At 37.4% G+C, this 396-nt stretch carries 1 rRNA gene; it reads right to left on the reverse strand.

What is annotated here, in order from left to right:
• Positions 1-99: ribosomal RNA gene (locus tag IRQ78_RS20475) — 16S ribosomal RNA — on the reverse strand; the annotation flags it as partial.
• Between the last annotated feature and the right edge of the window lie 297 nt (positions 100-396).

Consider the following 396-nt stretch of genomic DNA (forward strand, 5'->3'; position numbering starts at 1 on the left):
GTCAGCAGAGTAGCAAGCTACTCTCTGTTACCGCTCGACTTGCATGTGTTAGGCCTGCCGCCAGCGTTCAATCTGAGCCATGATCAAACTCTTCAATTAAAAGTTTTTTGTTTGAAGTAAACTTCAAACCATGCTCAATGAATTCTGAATTTTGATTACCCTCTATAAATAAAGAGAAATCGAATTGACTATATAGTCACTCAGTTACATTTGAGACTCTAAATTTGTTTGCGTCATCTAGCGAACTGGAATCTGCTGTTAGAACTCAATCTGTACGAGTGCCCACACAGATGATTGCTTTATATTGTTAAAGAACGTTGCGACGTTGTCGCTAGGGATGCGTATAATACATCCTTAATTTTTCGAGTCAACACTTAATTTTAAACTTTCTTTTTA

Source organism: Pseudoalteromonas simplex, assembly GCF_015278155.1.
Taxonomy (GTDB): domain Bacteria; phylum Pseudomonadota; class Gammaproteobacteria; order Enterobacterales; family Alteromonadaceae; genus Pseudoalteromonas; species Pseudoalteromonas simplex.